This window comes from Longispora sp. NPDC051575, assembly GCF_040681875.1.
Lineage (GTDB): Bacteria > Actinomycetota > Actinomycetes > Mycobacteriales > Micromonosporaceae > Longispora.
The window spans coordinates 567,500-583,017 of sequence record NZ_JBFAZP010000004.1 but is presented as its reverse complement, the minus strand read 5'-3'; the positions used below and the strand labels follow the sequence as shown (position 1 = coordinate 583,017).

The window sequence follows — 15,518 nt, the reverse complement described above, 5'->3', positions numbered from 1 at the left end:
CACCCGGGGGACCCGTGCGCCGAGTCGCGACCATCGCCACAACCGTCTACTTCAGCCTGATCGTCCTGCCCGCCACGGCCTTCGCGAAGGGTGGCGGCAGCGGTGGCCGGGGCGGTGGCGGCGGCAGCAAGAGCGGTGGCCGGTCGAGCGGTTACCGGGGCGGGTCCAGCGGCGGCCACGGGGTCAGCGGCTCCTCGTCGACCTACCCGAGCTTCATGACCTGGCTGTGCCTGGGCCTGGTGTCCGCCGTGATCATCGGCGTGGTGGTGTGGGGCATCAAGAAGAAGAACGCCATTCGCTAGCCAGCACCGCGTAGACCATCTCGTCGGTCCACTCGCCCTTGACGAACTCGTTCTGCACGAGGTGGGCCTCGCGGCGCATCCCGAGCCGTTCGAGCAGCTTCGCCGAGGCGGTGTTGCGGCCGTCGATCCGCCCGTACATCCGGTGCAGGCCCAGGCCCTCGAAGCCGAGCCGGAGCAGCGGGGTCGCCGCCTCCAGGGCGAGACCCTTCCCGTGGTACGCCGGGTGCAGGGCGTAGCCGATCTCGCCCTGGCGGTGCTCGGCGCTCGCCCACTTGAGGACCACGGTGCCGATCACCGTGCCGGTCTCCCTCAGCTCCACGACCAGGCCGAGGAAGTCGCCCTCGGCGGTCAGAACGGTCCGGCCGGCGCGTTCGGCGACCATCGTGGCGACCTGGTCGCGGGTGCGGGGGACCGAGTAGACGTAGCGGTGCATCTCGGGCAGGGACTCGAAGGCGTACAGGTCGTCGACGTCGCCCGGGGCGTACGCCCGCAGGAGCAGCCGGTCCGTCTCGATGGGCAGGTCGGGGATCATGGGCCAACCCTAGACGCCGGCCGTCACCGGAGTCCTGGGCTTTTCGCGCACCCCCAGGGAGAACGCGGTGGCCGCGAAGCACAGCGCCCCGGCGACGTACCAGGCCGCGTCGTAGTGGCCGAACGAGTCGCGGATCAGGCCGGCGCCCACGGCCGCGACCGCCGCGCCGATCTGGTGGGCCGCGAACACCCAGCCGAACACCACGGGGCCGGCCTCGCCGAACACCTCCCGGCACAGCGCCACGGTCGGCGGCACGGTCGCCACCCAGTCCAGGCCGTAGAACACGATGAAGATCAGCATGTTCGGCTCCGTGGTGGCCGAGAACAGGCTGGGCAGGACGAGGAGGGACAGGCCGCGCAGGAGGTAGTACCCGGCGAGGAGTTTGCGGGAGTCCATCCGGTCCGACAGCCAGCCGGCCGCGATCGTGCCGACGATGTCGAACACGCCGACCAGGGCCAGCAGACCGGCGGCCGTGGTCTCGGCCATGCCGTGGTCGTGCGCGGCCGGGATGAAGTGCGTGCCGACCAGGCCGTTCGTGCTGGCCCCGCAGATCGCGAAACCCCCGGCGAGAAACCAGAAGGAGCGGGTACGCGCCGCCGTGCGCAGCGCCCCCACCGCCCGCCGGGCCGCCCCGCCCGGGGCCAGCGGCACGACCGGCGGCTCCTCGGTCGCCCCGTAGGGCAGCGCGCCCACGTCGCGCGGCCGGTCCCGGACGAAGAACCAGACCAGCGGGACGACCGCCAGCGCGGAACCGGCGACGCTGAGCGCGGCGACCCGCCAGCCGTTCTCCTGGGCCAGGAACGCCAGCAGCGGCAGGAAGATCAACTGTCCGGTGGCCCCGCCGGCCGTCAGCACGCCCGTGACCACGCCCCGGTGCTTCGTGAACCACCGGCCGGTGATCGTGGCGACCAGCGCCAGCGCCATCGAGCCGGTACCGAGCCCGACCAGCACGCCCCAGCACAGGATCAGCTGCCAGCTCGACGTCATGAACACGGTCAGCCCGCTGCCGGTCGCCACCAGCACCAGCGCCCCGGCGACCACCCGGCGGACGCCGAGCTTCTCCATCAGGGCCGCCGCGAACGGCGCGGTCAGGCCGAACAGCAGCAGGTTGACGGAGACGGCCGCCGAGATGGTGCCCCGGGACCAGCCGAACTCCTCCCGCAACGGGGTGATCAGGACGCCGGGGGTGGCGCGGAAGCCGGCCGCCCCGACGATGGCCACGAGGATGACGGCGGCGATGACCCAGGCGCGGTGGAGTGTTCTCACCCGGTCATCCTCCGTGCCCGGGGGTCGGCGGAGGAGTGGCCCGAAAGCCAATGTGTGAAAGAATCGGGCCATGAGACCGCACCGGGTGGCCGTGATCGCCCTCGACCTGTTCGTGGCGTTCGACCTGGGGACGCCGGCCCAGGTGTTCGGCGCGGCCCGGGAACGGCCGGCGGTGGGCGGCTTGCCGGACGGGGACCTGGGCACCCGGGTGGCAGGTGACCGTGCCGGCGGCCGTGCGGATCCGGGCCGCGATGGTTCGGCCGTCGGGGATGGTCGCCGCCGTGCCGGGTCGCGGAGCGGGGATCGTGGGGACGGGCGCGGGGAGCCAGGCCGTGTCGAGGGCACGTCGGACCGTGGGGGTCGTGACAGGTCGGGCCCTGGTGCCGCGGTCGGGTCGGAGCCTGCCGCCTCGCGCCGGTATGCCACCGGGCGGTGGGAGGGCGACCGGCTGGGCGAAGACGCCGCAGACCGTGACCCGCGCCGTGCGGGCCTCGGCCCGGTGGCGGGTCGTGCACTCGGGGGGACGGCCGCCGGCCACTTCGAAGGAGCCGTGCGACCGGATTCCGGGCTCGGCCACCGAGTGGGCCCGGCGTCGGACGCGTGGGGTGCCGGCCAGGTTTCGTGGGGTGCCGACAGCGGGGAGAGGTCCGGCTGGGACACCCCGGGCGGCCGTTCGGGAGGTCGCCGGACAGGTCGGGGCGGGGGCGGCCATGCGGGCACGGGCAGCGAAGGCGGGCAGGACCCGGGTCGCCGGGACGGGGGCGGCGAGGGCGGTTGGGACCTGGGTCGCCGGGACGCTGGCGGCGAGGGCGGTTGGGACCCGGGTCGCCGGGACGGGTGGGACGCTGGCCGAGGTGCCGGCCAGGGAGCCCGAGGGGGAAGTCCGGGTCGGTGGGAGGCCCCGGATGGTCAGGACCGGTGGTCGGCGGCGGAGGACCGCGTGGGGGAGTCCGCCGGGCCCGTCGGGAGCGGGGTGTGGGTGCCCGGGGCCGACGGGTGGTCCGATGTCGACCCCATGGGGCTCGGCGCGCCCTACTACGAGGTGGTCACCGTCGGCCTCGGGCCGGTGCGGGCCGCCGGGGGCGGGTTCACCGTGGTGCCCGACCTCGGGCTGGAGGCGCTGGATACGGCCGACACCGTGATCGTGCCCGGGGTGCACGGCCGGTCGCAGCTGGTCCGGGACGGCGGGACGCCCGAGCCGGTGCTGCGGGCGCTGCGGGAGTTCCCCGGGCGGATCATGTCCATCTGCACCGGGGCGTTCGTGCTGGCCGAGGCGGGGCTGCTCGACGGGCTGCGGGCCACCACGCACTGGGACTACGCGGAGCTGTTCCGGGCCCGGTACCCAAAAGTGGATCTTGATCCTGATGTGTTGTTCGTCGACGGCGGGCGGGTGCTGACCTCCGCCGGGGTGGCCGCCGGCATCGACCTGTGCCTGCACGTGATCCGGTCCGACCACGGCAGCGAGGTCGCCAACCGGGCCGCCCGGCGGTGCGTGGTGCCGTCGTGGCGGGACGGCGGGCAGTCCCAGTTCATCGAGCGGCCCGTGCCCGAGACCGGGGACGCCAGCACCGGGCCGACCCGGGGCTGGGCGCTGACCCGGCTGGAGGACGACCTCGACCTGCGGGCCATGGCCGGGCACGCCCGGATGAGCGTGCGCACCTTCACCCGGCGGTTCCGGGAGGAGACCGGGCTCAGCCCCGCCCGGTGGCTCGCCGCCCAGCGCGTCGAACGGGCCCGTCAGCTCCTGGAGACCACCGACCTGCCCATCGACCGGATCGCCGAACGGGCCGGGTTCGGCACCGCCACCTCGCTGCGCCAGCACCTGCACGGTGTCGTCGGGGTGTCCCCGGCCGCGTACCGGAGCGCGTTCCGGCGGTAGCCCCCGGCCGCGGGTGGCCGGCGCCGACTCCCGGTGCTGTGCGTGCGCCCCGGGCGGTCCGAGCCCCGGCCCGGCCGGTTATCCGGGTGCGGCGCAGTGGGTGAGCTGCCACGATGCGGGCATGACCTACTGGCCCTTCTCCGCGGTGCACATGACCCTCGGCGATGTCGTGCTCACCCCGACCGTCGACGCCGACCTGATTCCGCTCGCCGACCTCATGCCCGCCGACGTGGAACTCGACCCCCGGTTGCCGAGATTCGGGGCCACCGAGGAGCGCGCGGGCCGTGCCGTGCACCAGTACTACTGGCGCCACCTGGGCGGCTGGCACCCCGAATCCTGGTGCCTGGACCTGACCGTCCGGGTCGGGGGCCGGATCGTCGGGTCCCAGAACCTGGAGGCCGCCGACTTCGCGACCCTACGGACCGTGGAGACCGCGTCCTGGTTGGGGACGGAGTTCCGGGGGCGCGGGATCGGGAAGGCCATGCGGATCGCGGCCCTGGCGCTGGCGTTCGACGGGCTCGGGGCGCAGGTCGCCGAGACCGAGGCGTGGCACGACAACGCCGCGTCGCTCGGGGTGTCCCGGGCCGTGGGGTACGTGGACAACGGGGTCGGGCGGCACCCTCGCGAGGGGAGCGGGGCCGATGACATGGTGCGGATGCGGCTGACGCGGGACGTGTGGGAGGCGCGGCACGCCGGGACCGTGGGCCTGGTGCTGCCGGACGTGGTGCGCGAGTACTTCGGGGTGGCGTGACGGAGCGCGCCGCCGGGCACCCGGGCCGGGTTCTGGGCGCCCGGCCCGGGTGGAGTGCCCGGAGTGCGCGGCGGGAGGCGGCCCCCACCGGCCGCCGCCCGCCGCCCCCGATCACGTTGTCCGCGTCATCATCCAGAAGTCGCGCGACAGCGTGGAGTCGGTCAGATACGGGTACGGCATCGTGAAGTAGCCCCGGTCGCCCCAGCGCTCGCCCCACGAGTTGCGCACCAGGAACCGCATCGTCTCGTCGTCGTAGCCCACGCACAGCACCGCGTGCCCGCCGAGCATCTGCTCGGAGTCCACGTCCGGCATGGGTACCGTGCCGGTGCCGCTGACCTCGGGGGACTCGAAGCTCTCGTACACCGCGAAGCCGAAGACGATCGGGTAGCCCTGCGCGAGGCAGCTCTTCAGCTGGCGCAGGGTCTGGGGCACCCGCTTGTAGGCGGTCACCCGGTGGTCGAGCGCGGTCTCGTAGCAGCTGGCGGGCGGCCGCTCCGTGAACCGGGCGATGTCGTAGGGCCAGTCGGGCTCGGGGCAGACGCCCTGCTTGGCCACGGACTTGATGCCGTCGCGGATCATGGCGCCGCTGTCGCTGTCGACGGTGCCGAGGATGACCCGCTCGTTGTAGTAGACGAACAGCCGGGACGGGGTGAAGATCTCCAACCCGTGCTTGATCAGGGTGTACTCGAACCCGGTGCCGATCGCGTTCGCCGTACAGCTGCCCAGGGCGCCCTGGTCGTAGATCGCGGGTGGACACTGACCACGGAGGTCGACCTTCGCGGGCAGCGGGGTGGTGGTCGGGGCCGCCGAGAACAGGTGGTCCCGCTGATCGGGCAGGTCAGGGACCCAACCGTAGATCGCATTGCGGGGAGTGGTCATGAGATCACGATCCGCTTCGGAGCTCGATCGCGCCAGTCCCCTGTGCAGGAGCCGACACAGTCCTTACCCGACGGGCGGCCGGGACCACGCGAATGCCGCGGATCCGGCCGAGCTCGCCACGCGTGCCCGCACCCGGCGCCTAGGTGAACGGCGTCATCTCCCACGCCGCGCGGATCGCCCGCCCCACCGCCACCGCCCCCGGCGTGTCCCCGTGCACGCACACCGACCGGGCCGCCACCTCGACCACCTCGCCCGTGACCGCCGTGACCCGGCCGTCCCGCGCGATCCCCAGCGCCTGCGCCACGGCCGCCTCCGCCCCGAGGACCGCGCCCGGCGTGCCGCGCGGCACCAGCGTCCCCCGCGCCGTGTACCCCCGGTCCGCGAACGCCTCCGCGACGGTCGGCAACCCGGCGGCCCGGGCGGCGGCGTGCAGCTCCGAGCCGGGCAGCCCCAGCACCGGCAGCCCGCCCCCGGCCCGGACGATCCCGGCGACCACCGCCGCCGCCTGCGCCGGGTCGTCGACCACCCGGTTGTAGAGCGCGCCGTGCGGCTTGACGTAGCCGACCGTGCCGCCGGCGGCCTCGGCGAAGACCCGCAGGGCCCCGATCTGGTACGTGACCTCGTCGGCCAGTTCGTCCGCCGGGACGTCCATCGCGCGGCGGCCGAAGCCGGCCAGATCGCGGTAGGACACCTGGGCGCCGATCCGGACCCCGCGCGCGACGGCGGCCTCGCACACCCTGCGCATGGTGGCCGGGTCGCCGGCATGGAAGCCGCAGGCCACGTTCGCGCTGGTCACGACGTCGAGGAGGGCGTCGTCGTCGGTCAGGTGCCAGCGGCCGAAACCCTCGCCGAGGTCCGCGTTGAGATCCATCGGCCCATTCTGCCCGCCCGGCGGGTGCCGGCAAGTCGGGCATATCCGAGTAACCCACTGTGATGGAACTTCGGGGAATCGGCGGGCAAAAGCAGGTCAGGGTCCTGTAATGTCCGTGTTCGTCACTTGACCATCGCGACGGAATGTGACCACCATCGCGGATGGTCGATCGCAGGTTCTGGGCCGGACTCACCTCCGCCGTACTCGTCGCGTCCGTCGCCGCCGGCTGTGGCGGCCCCGCGACGTCCGACCGGGGTGCCGTGGTGCTGGAGGGCGAGGTCGTCGTCGGGGCCGTCGTGGAGCTCACCGGGCCCGGCCTCCCGATCGGCACCGTGCACCGCAACGCGCTGCGGGTCACGGTCGACCAGATCAACGAGGGCGGGGTACTGGTCGACGGCAAGCGGCGCAAGCTGCGGCTCGTCGTCAAGGACAGCGCCAGCGACCCGGCGAAGGGCGCCGCCGCCGCCCGCGAACTCGTCACCAACGACCACGTGGCCGCCATCGTCGGCGCGAGCACCACCGCCGTGACCATGGCGATGGTGCCGGTCGCCGAGGAACTGGGCGTGCCGCTCGTGTCCCTGGCCGCCAGCGACGCCATCGTCACCCCGGTCTCGGCCCGGAAGTTCTGCTTCAAGGTGTCCCCGAACGGCGGCGACATCGCGGCGGCCATCGCCGACAACGCGCTGCGGATGGGCGCGAAGAAGATCGGCCTGCTGACCGCCAGGGGCACCTACGGGGACATCGTCACCCAGGTCATGACCGGCGCGCTCGCCATCCGGTCCAGCGACGGACTGAGCCTGGTGAAGGGCGAACGGTTCGCCGAGGACGGCTCCGACGTGACCGACCGGCTGGCCGCGCTCCTGGAGGCCAGGCCCGACGCGATCCTGCTCGGCGCGCTGATGCCCGGGGCGGCGCGCGCGGTGTCGGCGATCAAGGCGTCCGGGTACACCGGGAAGATCTTCCTCGACCCGTCGGCGGGGGCCGACCAGTTCCTGTCCGGGCCGACGGCCGCCGACGCCGAGGGCATGTTCATGGTGCACCCGGCCGTGCTCGACCCCAACAGCATCGCGACCACCCCGGCGGGGCTGGCCCAGCAGGAGTTCCGGCGGCGGTACATCCAGGAGTACAACACGTACTCCGGGGTGGCGCCGAGCGCGTACGACGCCCTGCACATGATCACCGAGGCGATCACGACCACGAAGGGCACCGAGCGGGGTCCGCTGCGCGACGCCCTGGAGAACACGCACTACGACGGGGTGGCCGGCAACTACGTGTTCGGGCCGGACCACCACGGCGGGGTGGACAAGGGGACGCTGACGACGTTCGTGGTGCGGCTCGGCGGCTGGCAGCTCCTGTACTGACCGGGCTCGGGCGGGGCCGCGCGCGGGGCCCGGCCGGGCGACAATGGGGGATGCGTGTTCACTCCGAGCCCTCCGTCGAGGCCTTCGCCCACCAGGTGCTGCCCTGGCTGGGCCGCGACCCGGTCCGGCACAACATCGCCGCGAACCTCGTCTCCGCCCGCGCCGCCGGTGCGGTCCCGGTCGAGGAGGGCGCCCTCTGGCTCGCCGTCCACGACGGCGACGACCTCGTGGGCGTGGCCCTGCGCACCCCGCCGCACCCCCTGCTCCTGACCGCCGTCGGCCCCGACGTGGTGGCCGCCCTGGTCGACTGGTGCGCCGGACACCTGCCCGGGCTCCCGGCCGTGGGCGGCCCGGCGACGGCGTCGGACGAGTTCGCCCGGCTGTGGGCGGAACGCACCGGGGCGGAGCTGTCGGCGACCAGGGGTACCCGGCTGTTCCGGCTCGACGCCGTCGTCCCGCCGCTCGGGGTCCCGGGCGCGCTCCAGCAGGCCGGCCCCGGCGACCGCGAGGTGGTGCTGGCCTGGGTGGCCGGGTTCTTCCGGGAGGCCGTCCCGGACGAGGACGTGTCCCAGGTGCCGGCCATGGTGGACCGGCACCTCGACGCCGGAGAGGTCTGGCTGTGGGAGGACGGCGACGGCCCGGTGTCGATGCTGTGGGTCGATCCGCCACTGTTGGGGGTGGCCAAGGTCAGCGGGGTCTACACGCCGCCCGGGTCGCGGGGGCGCGGATATGCCAGCGGGTGTGTCGCGGCCGTCAGTCAGCGGATCCTCGATGACGGGGCGGTGTGCAGCCTCTACACGGACGTGGCGAACCCCACGAGCAACAAGATCTACCAGGCCATCGGGTACGTGCCGGTGCACGACCTCCGGGTCTGGCGCTTCGACGGGGCGACTGCGGGCTGAGGGATCCCGGCTGGGAGGCGGACCGGCGTGGCCGGGTGGGGCTAGTGGTCGGCGAGGAGGCGGGATTCCTCCTCGGGGGTGATGCCCCAGTCGATCGGTCGTTCGCCGGTCGCGCGGTCCCAGGCGAGCACGTCGCGGATCGTCGTCTCCAGGGGCGTGACCGGCATCCCGGCGGCCCGGGCCCGCGCGGAGCTCCGCTGCTGCCCCGCCCACACCTCCACCGGCCGGACCAGCGGGTACATCGGCCCGACCGCGTCCTCGGGGACCGGCACGACCTCGATGTCGACCCCGGCGACCCGGGCGCAGAGCGCGATCACCTCGCCGAGGGCGACCGTGGGCCCGACGGCCGTGTACGCGCCCGGCCGGTCGTCGCGGAGCAGCCGCACGACGAGGGTCGCCAGGTCCCGCGCGTCGATGATCTGCACCGGCTGTTCGGGCCGCCCCGGCAGCGCCACCCGGCCGCCGCGCGCGACCCGGCGGACCCAGTACGTGAGGGTGTTCTGGTTGTCGTTCGGGCCGGCCACCTTGCCAGGGCGCACGATGGTGGCCCGGTCCCCGTACCGCGCGAGGACGTCCTCCTCGCAGGCCACCTTGTTCGGCCCGTACGTCGCCTCGTCCAGGTGCTCGGTGTGCCGGACGGCCGGGCGCAGGGGCGTGTCCTCGTCGTTGCCGGGGGCCAGGCCGGTGAGCGCGTAGACCGCGTGGCTGGACACGAACAGGTACCGCCCGACCCGGTCGCCGAGCGCGTCCATCGCCTGGTCGACATGTCGGGGCACGTACCCGCTGGAGTCGACGACCGCGTCCCAGCTGCCGTCGGCGAGGGCCGCGTAGTCGCCGGTGTCCCGGTCGCCGATCAGCCGGGGGACCTCGGGGAACAGGTCCGTCCCGGTCCTTCCCCGGCCGAAGACCGCCACCTCCGCCCCGGTCCGCAGGGCCTCCTCCACGATGGCGCGTCCGACGAAGGACGTCCCGCCCAGTACCAGGATCCGCATGGGGGGAATCTAGCCCTCGCGCATCCGGGCGTGCAGGGACTTCGGGGCCACCATGAGGTACGCCTCCGTGACCACGTCGCGGATCTCGTCCCAGTTGACGGGCACGTCGAGGTACACGCCCAGCCAGCCGCGCCCGCCGACGTAGGGCGGCCGGAAGTACAGCTCCGGGTCCTCGGTGACCAGCGCCTCGCTCGTGCCGGGCGGGGCCGCGCACCAGAACCCGAGCCGGTTGTCGTGGTGGTGGTCGGCGAGGGTCACGAACACCTTCCTGCCCCTGATGAACCAGGTCGGCTCGCCGTGCGACAACCGCTCCGTCGTCTCGGGCAGGGCCAGGCAGAGTTCGCGCAGTCTGTCGACGGGATCCATGCCCCTATTGTGTACTCCGGCGAATAGTCGCACTCGGTGATCAATAGTTAACCGCCCGCCCCGGACTGGGTCGTGTTTCTCGGGGCCGTGCGGGCCGGGGAGTTCGGGGCGGCCCAGGTGCCGGGCCCGAGCTGATGCGCGACGGGTCGGTGCCCCACTCGTAACCATCAGAGGTTTGTGGTTTGTCTCTTCCGGGGGGCGTCTGTGTTTGCGAGACGGATGACGCCCCCCGGAAGGACGGGTGGGTGGGCTGCGTCGGCCCACCACTGCCGGGGATGGGTGCCCCGACACCGAGAAAGCTACGCCCGGCCGCATGAATTTTTCATGACGCGGACTGCATTTTCGACCCCCGGGCCATCTGACCAGCCAAGACTTTCTCGAGGTGTGGCCATCGTGGACTGACGGTCGCCCCGGTTGGCTGCCACCTCGGCCCTCGGTCGCGGTGCCCGCCGGCACGGTTCCGGGGGCTGACGCGCCGGAAGCCGTTGTGTCGTACCCCCGGCCTAGGGTGGCGGCCGTGAAGCTGACGATCGAACGTGCCGACCTGCTCGACGCCGTGGCCTGGGCCGCCGGGGGGCTCGCGGCCCGGCCCGTGCTGCCCGTGCTCGCCGGCCTGGTGCTGCGCGCGGGCGACGGGCTCACCGTCTCCGCGTTCGACTACGAGGTCTCGACCGCCGCCACCGCGCCGGCGACCGTCGCCGAGCCGGGGGAGCTGCTGGTGTCCGGGCGGCTGCTCGCCCAGATCGTCAAGAGCCTGCCGGCGGGGCCCTTGGTGCTGACCGCCGAGGGGGCCGGGCTCGTGGTGGGCTGCGCCGTGGCCACGTTCACGCTGGCCGCGCTGCCGATCGAGGACTACCCGGCGCCACCGGTCCCGCCGCCGGTGGCCGGCACGGTCGACCCGGTGCCGTTCGCGGAGGCCGTCACCCAGGTCGTGCTCGCGGCGAGCCGGGACGACACGGTGCCGGCGTTCACGGGCGCGCGGCTGCGGCTCGACGGGGAGACGCTGACGCTGTCGTGCATCGACCGGTACCGGATGGCGGTCCGGCACCTGCCCTGGGCGCCCGCCCGGCCCGGCCTGGAGGCCACCGCCCTCGTGCCGGCCCGGACCCTGGCGGCCGTCGTCCGGCAGCTGACCCCGGGGACCCCGCTGACCCTGCGACTGGCCACGGACGGCGGCCGGTCGGGTGCGGCCGGGGACGGGCTGCTCGGGCTGGAGAGCGGGGCCCGGCACACCGTGACCCGGCTGCTCGACAACCCGCTCGCCGACTACGTCGCCCAGTTCCCGGCCACCGGCGCGATCCACGCCACGGTCGCGACCGGCGCGCTGCTCGACGCGGTGAAGCGGGTCGCCCTGGTCGCGGCCCCGCAGACGCCCGTGCACCTGGCGCTGAGCCCCGGGCTGCTGCGGCTGGAGGCGCGGACCGGCAGCGAGGCGCGGGCCACGGCGAGCGTGCCGGCCGAGTACCACGGGGAGGGGCTGAGCATCGGGTTCAACCCGCGGTTCCTGCTCGACGGGCTGGCGGCGCTGTCCGGGGAGACGGTGCGGATGACGTTCAGCGGGCCGGGGAAGCCGGCGACCCTGACCGACGGCACCGACTTCCGCTACCTCCTCGCGGCGGTCCGCCTCCCCGCCGGTGACACGGCGGCCGGGTGAGGCTGGCCTGACGGCGCGTCGGCCGGGGTGCGCCACCAGCGGCGCGACGCCAGCGCGGCCAGCCCGGCACCGGCCGCGTTGAGCAGGACGTCATCCACGGACGACACCCGGTCCAGCCGCAGGACGTACTGCGCGACCTCGACCAGGACCGAACAGCCCGCCCCGAGCGCCAGGACCCGGGTCACCGACGCCAGCGCCGCGAACCGCACCGGGGCGAAGAACCCCAACGCCGCGAACACCAGCAGGTTCCCGACGATCTGGCCGGTCGCCCTCGCCGGCCCGTCGGCGAAGATCTTCACCAGATCATGCAGGGGTACCAGGCTCAGGCGGCCGGTGACGGCGCCGGCCCGGCTGCCCGGCAACAGGATCATCCACACCCACGGCACGGTCCCGTAGACGATGCCGACCTCGGCCAGCGACAGCCGCCACGCCCCCGGGGTGCCGGCGGCCCGGCGACGGCGCGCCAGGACCCACACCACCAGCACGGCCACCGGTAGGAGAGCCACCGTGAGGAGCGCGACGCCGGTGAACGTGCCGAACAGACCGTGCCACCCCTTGACCATGCCACCTCCCCGTCCGACCGCGAATCTACCCGGCCCCGGAGCCGACCGGGAGCGTCACGCCCATCGACGGAGCGGTCTGCCGGGAGCGGCACCGACGGAGCCCGCCCGGGTCGGATGTCCGGAGCGCCCGACCCGCCCGGCCGAGGGGCTGCGGGGTTGCCCGGTGGGCGCGGGTGTGAGCGGGTTCCCGGTCGCGGCGGCGGCCGTGGGGGCCACCGGCGGGGCTTGTTAGGGTCCGGCGGTGAGACTGGGATTGCTGGGTCCGGTGGAGTACTGGCACGACGACCGGCCGCTCCCCCTCGGGCCCCCGATGCAACGCGCCGTGCTGGCCGTCCTCGCCCTCGACGCCGGCCGCCCGGTGTCCGTGGACCGGCTGGTCGACGGCCTGTGGGGCGAGGACTCCCCGGCCCGGCCGCAGGGCATGATCCAGACGTACGTGTCCCGGCTGCGCGCCCTGCTGCGCCCCGTGGGGACGACGATCACCCGCCGGGGCGCCGGGTACGTGCTCGACCTGCCGCCCGACCAGGTGGACCTGCACGTGTTCCGCCAGCGCGCCGCCGAGGCCCGCGCGGCCGGGGACCGGGCCGGACTCCGCGCGGCGCTGGACCTGTGGCGGGGCGAGCCCCTCGCGGACCTGCCCGGCAGCGACCTGGTCGACCGGGTCCGGGCCGGGCTGACCGAGGAGCGGCTGACCGCGCTGGAGACCTGCCTCGACCGCGAACTCGACGCCGGCCTGCACCGCGAGGTCCTGGCCGAACTCTCCACCCTGACCGGGGCGTACCCGCTCCGGGAGGAACCGCTGCGCCTGCTGATGCTGGCCCTGTACCGGGGCGGGCGGCAGGCCGAGGCCCTCGAACGGTACGACGAGGGCCGGCGGCTGCTGGCCGACGAGCTGGGGCTGGAGCCCTCGCCGGAGCTGGCCGCGCTCCAGGGCCGGATCCTGCGCGGCGACCCGACCCTGACGTCCACGCCGCCCGCGCCGGTCGCCGTCGCCACCCGGCCGGTGCCCCGGCTGCTGCCGTACGACGTGCCCGACTTCACCGGTCGCGGCGCCGAGGTGGCCCGGCTGGCCGCGCTCGCCGCCCGGGCGGCCACCACCGTGGTGATCTCCGCGATCGACGGGATGGGCGGGGTCGGCAAGACCGCGACGGCCGTACACGTCGCGCACAGCCTCGCGGGCCAGTTCCCGGACGGGCAGCTGTTCGTCGACCTGCACGGGTTCACCTCCGGCCGCGCGCCGCTGGCGCCCCGGGCCGCGCTCGGCTCGCTGCTGCGCGCCCTCGGGGTGCCCGACGGGGCCATCCCGCACGAGCTGGACGAACGCGCGGCCCTGTGGCGGGGCGAGCTGGCCGACCGGCGGGTCCTCGTCGTCCTGGACAACGCGGCGAACGCGGCGCAGGTCCGGCCGCTGATCCCCGGTACCCGCGGCTCGTTGGTCCTGATCACCAGCCGCCGCCGGCTCGCCACCGTCAGCGGCGCGGTCCCGGTGTCCCTCGACGTGCTGTCCGACGGGGACGCGCGGGCGCTGTTCACGGGCATCGTGGGGGACCGGGCGCTGGCCGAGCCCGACGCGACCGGGGAGGTGCTGGCCCTGTGCGGGCACCTGCCGCTCGCGCTGCGGATCGCCGCCGCCCGGCTCGCGCACCGCGACCGGTGGACCGTCGCCCAGCTGGCCGACCGGCTGCGCGCCGAACGGTGCCGGCTCGCCGAGCTGGCGGTCGACGACCAGGACGTCAGCGCCGCCTTCCGGCTGTCCTACGCCGACCTGACCCAGGCGGAGCAGACCCTGTTCCGGCTGCTCGGCACGAACCCCGGACCGGACGTCGACGTGTACGCCGCCGCCGCGCTCGCCGGGGTCCCGTACCGGACGGCCGAGGACCTGCTCGACGGGCTGGTCGACGCGCACCTGCTGACCCAGGGCGCGGCGGGCCGGTACACCCTGCACGACCTGTTGCGGTTCTTCGCCGCGGACCTCGCCGGCCCCGCCGAGCGGCACGACGCCCTGACCCGGCTGTTCGACCACCTCCGGCACACGGCGTCGCGGGCCATGGACCGCTACGACACCCAGGACGCGCACCTGCGGCCCGCCGTGGCGCCGAGCGGGTCCCCGACCCCGGACCTGGTCGACGGGGCCGCCGCCGTGGCCTGGCTGGACGCCGAGCGGGTCAACCTGCTGGCCGCCGCCGACCACGCCGCGCACCACGGCTGGCTGGAGCACACCGTGGACCTGTCGCTGATCCTGACCCGCTACCTCGACACCGGCTCGCACAACCGGGAGGCCGAGGCCCTGCACCGCCTGGCGCTGCGCGGTACGGACCCGGCCAAGCGCGGCCGGTCGCTGAGCTTCCTGGGGGTCACGTGCTGGCGCCAGGGCCGGTACGGCGAGGCCCACGAGCACTACCGGGCGGCCGGGGTGATCGCCCGGGACGCCGGGGACCGGGCGACGGAGGGCAACATCCTGAACAACCTGGGCGTGGTCCTGGTGCGCCTGGGCCGGTACGCCGAGGCCGCCGACCACCACGAGCGGGCCGCCGTCATCGCCCGCGAGACCGGCGACCTGATCGCCGAGGCCCGCGCCCTGAGCAACCTCGCGATCGTGCACAAGCGCCTGGGCCGCTACCCGTCGGCGCTGCGGGAGCAGGCGGCGGCGCTGGACATCTTCCGCCGGGCCGGCAGCCGGACCGCCGAGGGCATCACCCTGCAGAACATGGCCAACCTGTACCGGATCCTCAAGCGCTACGACGAGTCCCTGAAGCACTACGCGCTGGCACTGGTGATCGCCGAGGAGTACGGCGACCGGGGCAGCCAGGCCAACGCCCACGAGGGCATCGGCATGGTGCACCGGGAACGGGGCCGCCACGACCTCGCCCGGGACAGCTACGCCCTGGGCCTGGAACTCGCCAGCGAGACCGGCGAACGGTACTTCGAGATGAGCATCCTCAACGCCCTCGGCGAGAACCTGACCGCCACCGGCGAGCCCCGCCAGGCCCTGCTCCGGCACGCCAGGGCACACGTCGTCGCCTCTGAACTGGGCGAACGCGCCGAGCAGGCCCGCGCGCACCAGGGCTCCGGGCACGCCCACCACGCCCTCGGCGACACCGGGGAGGCCCGCCGGTGCCTGACGGCGGCGCTGGAGATCTTCACGGACCTCGGAGTACCGGAGGCGCAGGCGGTGCGGGACACGCTCCGGGATCTCTAGG

The 15,518-nt window shown here is 74.4% G+C and carries 14 protein-coding genes; 7 read left to right on the top strand and 7 right to left on the bottom strand.

What is annotated here, in order from left to right; translation table 11 throughout:
* Positions 1–14: 14 nt before the first annotated feature.
* Positions 15–302: a hypothetical protein gene (locus AB0M43_RS13495; protein WP_363724232.1), complete on the top strand. Its 288-nt coding sequence runs from the start codon at positions 15–17 to the stop codon at positions 300–302.
* Here AB0M43_RS13495 and AB0M43_RS13490 read toward each other — a convergent pair.
* A complete protein-coding gene (locus tag AB0M43_RS13490) occupies positions 277–834 on the bottom strand; it encodes a GNAT family N-acetyltransferase (protein ID WP_363724230.1) in 558 nt (185 codons plus the stop codon). The genes AB0M43_RS13495 and AB0M43_RS13490 overlap by 26 nt on opposite strands.
* 9 nt (positions 835–843) lie before the next feature.
* Positions 844–2,100 carry an MFS transporter gene (locus tag AB0M43_RS13485; RefSeq protein ID WP_363724228.1) on the bottom strand — a complete coding sequence of 419 codons (1,257 nt, stop codon included), beginning with the start codon at positions 2,098–2,100 and terminating at the stop codon, positions 844–846.
* Between the two features lie 940 nt (positions 2,101–3,040).
* Between AB0M43_RS13485 and AB0M43_RS13480 the strand changes: the two genes are divergently transcribed.
* Positions 3,041–3,979 carry a helix-turn-helix domain-containing protein gene (locus AB0M43_RS13480; RefSeq protein WP_363724226.1) on the top strand — a complete coding sequence of 313 codons (939 nt, stop codon included), beginning with the start codon at positions 3,041–3,043 and terminating at the stop codon, positions 3,977–3,979.
* Positions 3,980–4,100: 121 nt separating this feature from the next.
* Entirely contained in the window at positions 4,101–4,730 is a 630-nt protein-coding gene (locus AB0M43_RS13475; RefSeq protein ID WP_363724224.1) for a GNAT family protein, read from the top strand.
* A 111-nt stretch (positions 4,731–4,841) separates the two neighbouring features.
* On the opposite strand, the gene AB0M43_RS13470 is transcribed toward AB0M43_RS13475, so the two are convergent.
* Both AB0M43_RS13470 and AB0M43_RS13465 read right to left on the bottom strand, forming a co-directional pair.
* Positions 4,842–5,609 (bottom strand): C1 family peptidase, encoded by a 768-nt coding sequence (locus AB0M43_RS13470; RefSeq protein ID WP_363724222.1) that lies wholly within the window; start codon positions 5,607–5,609, stop codon positions 4,842–4,844.
* A gap of 139 nt (positions 5,610–5,748) precedes the next feature.
* Entirely contained in the window at positions 5,749–6,480 is a 732-nt protein-coding gene (locus tag AB0M43_RS13465; protein ID WP_363724220.1) for a 5-oxoprolinase subunit PxpA, read from the bottom strand.
* Positions 6,481–6,641: 161 nt separating this feature from the next.
* On the opposite strand from AB0M43_RS13465, the gene AB0M43_RS13460 reads away from it, so the two are divergent.
* The gene (locus AB0M43_RS13460) at positions 6,642–7,841 is read left to right on the top strand and encodes an ABC transporter substrate-binding protein (RefSeq protein ID WP_363724219.1); all 1,200 of its coding nucleotides are present in this window, start codon (positions 6,642–6,644) and stop codon (positions 7,839–7,841) included.
* 50 nt (positions 7,842–7,891) lie between these two features.
* Positions 7,892–8,743 (top strand): GNAT family N-acetyltransferase, encoded by an 852-nt coding sequence (locus tag AB0M43_RS13455; RefSeq protein ID WP_363724217.1) that lies wholly within the window; start codon positions 7,892–7,894, stop codon positions 8,741–8,743.
* 41 nt (positions 8,744–8,784) lie between these two features.
* Here AB0M43_RS13455 and AB0M43_RS13450 read toward each other — a convergent pair whose 3' ends face one another.
* Together AB0M43_RS13450 and AB0M43_RS13445 are read right to left on the bottom strand one after the other, a co-directional pair.
* A complete protein-coding gene (locus tag AB0M43_RS13450; RefSeq protein ID WP_363724215.1) occupies positions 8,785–9,735 on the bottom strand; it encodes an NAD-dependent epimerase/dehydratase family protein in 951 nt (316 codons plus the stop codon).
* Positions 9,736–9,744: 9 nt separating this feature from the next.
* Complete coding sequence (locus tag AB0M43_RS13445; protein WP_363724213.1) at positions 9,745–10,101, bottom strand: MmcQ/YjbR family DNA-binding protein; 357 nt, start codon at positions 10,099–10,101, stop codon at positions 9,745–9,747.
* Between the two features lie 517 nt (positions 10,102–10,618).
* Here AB0M43_RS13445 and dnaN point away from each other — a divergent pair.
* Entirely contained in the window at positions 10,619–11,755 is a 1,137-nt protein-coding gene (gene dnaN / locus AB0M43_RS13440; RefSeq protein WP_363724211.1) for a DNA polymerase III subunit beta, read from the top strand.
* On the opposite strand, the gene AB0M43_RS13435 is transcribed toward dnaN, so the two are convergent.
* Positions 11,704–12,318, bottom strand: coding sequence for a VanZ family protein (locus AB0M43_RS13435; RefSeq protein WP_363724209.1), 615 nt, complete (start codon positions 12,316–12,318; stop codon positions 11,704–11,706). The two genes, dnaN and AB0M43_RS13435, sit on opposite strands and share 52 nt — an antisense overlap.
* A gap of 241 nt (positions 12,319–12,559) precedes the next feature.
* On the opposite strand from AB0M43_RS13435, the gene AB0M43_RS13430 reads away from it, so the two are divergent.
* A complete protein-coding gene (locus AB0M43_RS13430; protein ID WP_363724207.1) occupies positions 12,560–15,517 on the top strand; it encodes a tetratricopeptide repeat protein in 2,958 nt (985 codons plus the stop codon).
* Position 15,518: the final 1 nt, after the last annotated feature.

Coding starts and splice junctions, on each gene's coding strand:
- AB0M43_RS13465 (WP_363724220.1), bottom strand. CDS start 6,480: ATGGATCTCAACGCGGACCTCGGCGAGGGTTTCGGCCGCTGGCACCTG.
- AB0M43_RS13450 (WP_363724215.1), bottom strand. CDS start 9,735: ATGCGGATCCTGGTACTGGGCGGGACGTCCTTCGTCGGACGCGCCATC.
- AB0M43_RS13445 (WP_363724213.1), bottom strand. CDS start 10,101: ATGGATCCCGTCGACAGACTGCGCGAACTCTGCCTGGCCCTGCCCGAG.
- AB0M43_RS13475 (WP_363724224.1), top strand. CDS start 4,101: ATGACCTACTGGCCCTTCTCCGCGGTGCACATGACCCTCGGCGATGTC.
- AB0M43_RS13455 (WP_363724217.1), top strand. CDS start 7,892: ATGCGTGTTCACTCCGAGCCCTCCGTCGAGGCCTTCGCCCACCAGGTG.
- AB0M43_RS13460 (WP_363724219.1), top strand. CDS start 6,642: ATGGTCGATCGCAGGTTCTGGGCCGGACTCACCTCCGCCGTACTCGTC.
- AB0M43_RS13490 (WP_363724230.1), bottom strand. CDS start 834: ATGATCCCCGACCTGCCCATCGAGACGGACCGGCTGCTCCTGCGGGCG.
- AB0M43_RS13435 (WP_363724209.1), bottom strand. CDS start 12,318: ATGGTCAAGGGGTGGCACGGTCTGTTCGGCACGTTCACCGGCGTCGCG.
- AB0M43_RS13470 (WP_363724222.1), bottom strand. CDS start 5,609: ATGACCACTCCCCGCAATGCGATCTACGGTTGGGTCCCTGACCTGCCC.